Below are 2,537 nucleotides of genomic sequence, written 5' to 3'. Positions count from 1 at the left end.
GTCACCCGGTCGCGGTACGGCGCCGGCCTTTCCTGACCGACGACGGCGGTGCTCCCGGCGGCGCGGCGGCCGCCGGCGGTTTCGGCTACTTCTATGCCCATCTCTTGACTGCCCATTTCTCCGCGACTCCCAGGAGCGCGTCGGTGATCTTGCCGATGATGGCCAACAGAACGATGGCCAGCAGCAGCCGGTCGGTGCGGCCGTTGTTCTGCGAATCCGTGAGCAGGAAGCCCAGGCCCATGGAGGAGGCGATCAGTTCCGCCGCCACCAGGAACAGCCACGCCTGGGCCAGGGCCAGCCGCAGCCCGGAGAACACGGCGGGCACCACGGCCGGCAGCTGCACGGTGGTCAGCAGCTTCACTCCCTTGAGCCCGAACGCGCGGCCGGCCTCCACCAGGTTCTTGTCCACGTGGCGCAGCGCCAGCGAGACGGTGGTGAACACTGGGAAGAACGCGCCGATCAGGATCAGCGTGACCTTCGAGTCCTCGCCGATCTTCATCCACAGGATCAGCAGCGGCACCCAGGCCAGCGACGGCACCGCGCGCAGCGCCCCGATGGTGGGGGAGAGCAGCACATCGGCCACCTTGGACAGCCCGATCAGCGCGCCGAAGACCAGGCCGAGGGCGGCGCCAAAGGCGAAGCCGAGCAGCACACGCTGGGTGGAGATGGCCACGTGCTGGGCCAGTTCGCCGCGCTGGATCAGGTCGACCGCGGCCTCGATGACAGCAGCCGGTGCCGGCAGCTGAACTGAGCTGAACAGGCCGGCGGAGGTGCTCCACTGCCAGGCAGCGAGCAGGGCGGCGGGCAGCAGCAGGCCCAGGAGCAGGCGGGCCCAGCCGTTGCCGAGCACCCCGGTCCGGGACCATCCACCGGCGGGCGACCGCTCGTTCGAGGGGCCGTCCTGGCCCGGCCGGGGCACGCCCGCGGTCTTGAGGACACCGGTGGCCGAGAGGCCTTCCTGGCTAGTGGCGTAAGCGCTGGCGCCGGATGCGCCGGGGTTGCCGAGGTGCGTCATCAGGATCCCTTGATGGCCGACGGATCGGCCTTCTTCACCAGCGAGTCGTCGAGCAGGGTGGCGAGGGCCTCGTCGATGTCGGCCTGGCTCTTCACGTCGCCGGTCTCAACGAACGCCGGGCCGACCTTCGCCAGCACCGCGCGCTGCTTTTCGCCCGGGGCCGCTTCAACGTCCAGGTTGCTGCGTTCGGCGATCACCTTGGTGGCGACCTCGAGGTCCAGTCCGGCGACGTCCGCGAGGATCTGTGCGGTTTCCTCCGGGTTCTCGGCGGCCCAGGCACGGGCCTTTTCGTAGGCGTTCACCACGGCCTGCGCCAGTTCCGGCTCCTCCTGCAGGAAGGACTCATTGGCGTTCAGGAAGCCGTAGGTGTTGAAGTCCAGGTTCCGGTAGAACAGCTCGGCGCCGTCCTTCTCGGCGCCGGCCATGATCGGATCCAGGCCGGACCAGGCGTCGACCGAGCCCTGCTTCAGCGCCGTCAAGCCGTCGGCGTGCTGCAGGTTCTCCACGGTGACGTCGTCAGCGGAGAGGCCGGCCTCTTCCAGCGACTGGAGCAGGAAGAAGTAGGGGTCGGTGCCCTTGGTGGCGGCCACGGACTTGCCCTTGAGGTCCTCGACGGACTCGATGCCGGAGTCGGGCAACGCCACGAGGGCGGCCCATTCCGGCTGCGAGTAGAGGCTGATGGTCTTGATCGGCGAGCCGTTGGCGCGGGCCAGCAGCGCTGCGGAACCGGCGGTGGAGCCGACGTCGACCGCTCCGGAGCGCAGCGCCTCGTTGGCCTTGTTGGAACCGGCCGACTGCACCCAGTTCACCTCGACGCCGTCGTCGGCCAAGGTGGCCTCCAGCCAGCCCTTTTCCTTGATGACAAGGCTCAGCGGGTTGTAGGTGGCGAAGTCGATGTTGAGCACGCCGTCGCCGGTGCCCGCGGCGGCGGTGGCTTCGGAATCCTCACCGGCAACGCAGCCGGTCAGGGCCAGCGAGGCGGTGGCGGCAACGGCGGCAGCGCCGAGGAGCGGGCGGCGGGAGAAACGGCTGGCAAGAGACATGGTGGTTCCTTTGGATGGTGTGCGGAACAGGAGAAATTCCGCGACGAATTGATGTGGGGCACGGACGGCCCGGGCATTGCGTGATCTGTTGAGTGGTGACGGCGGCCCTAATGGCCGTCGACGCCGAGGCTTTCGAGCAGCGAGCGGCGCATTCGGGCCAGCTCGACCGAACCGCGGTCCCGCGGACGGATGCCGGGAACATCGACGGTGCGCACGATCGTGGCGCCGTCGTCCTCGCGGCCTTCTTCCTTGCCGAGCACGATGATCCTGTCCGCCAGTTGCAGGGCCTCGTCCACGTCGTGGGTCACCAGCAGCACGGTGGTGGGTTCCGCCGCGTGGATATCGAGCAGCAGGTCCTGCATCTTGATCCGGGTCAGCGCGTCCAGCGCGCCGAACGGTTCGTCCAGCAACAGCACGCCCGGGTTGCGGGCCAGGGCCCGGGCGAGGGATGCCCGCTGGGCCATGCCGCCGGAGACCTC

Annotated in this window: 3 protein-coding genes; all 3 read right to left on the bottom strand. The window is 69.1% G+C overall.

Annotated elements, in window-relative coordinates:
• Positions 1 to 91 precede the first annotated feature (91 nt).
• The gene (locus AC5RV2_RS16955; RefSeq protein ID WP_494093308.1) at positions 92 to 1,015 is read right to left on the bottom strand and encodes an ABC transporter permease; all 924 of its coding nucleotides are present in this window, start codon (positions 1,013 to 1,015) and stop codon (positions 92 to 94) included.
• The gene (locus AC5RV2_RS16950) at positions 1,015 to 2,058 is read right to left on the bottom strand and encodes an aliphatic sulfonate ABC transporter substrate-binding protein (RefSeq protein ID WP_494093307.1); all 1,044 of its coding nucleotides are present in this window, start codon (positions 2,056 to 2,058) and stop codon (positions 1,015 to 1,017) included. Before AC5RV2_RS16950 ends, AC5RV2_RS16955 begins: the two co-directional genes overlap by 1 nt.
• 107 nt (positions 2,059 to 2,165) lie before the next feature.
• The coding region (locus tag AC5RV2_RS16945) for an ATP-binding cassette domain-containing protein (protein WP_494093306.1) at positions 2,166 to 2,537 on the bottom strand (372 nt) is incomplete at its 5' end.

It is taken from the genome of Arthrobacter sp. Y3225116 (genome assembly GCF_059091245.1).
This window is presented reverse-complemented; position numbering and strand designations above follow the sequence as displayed.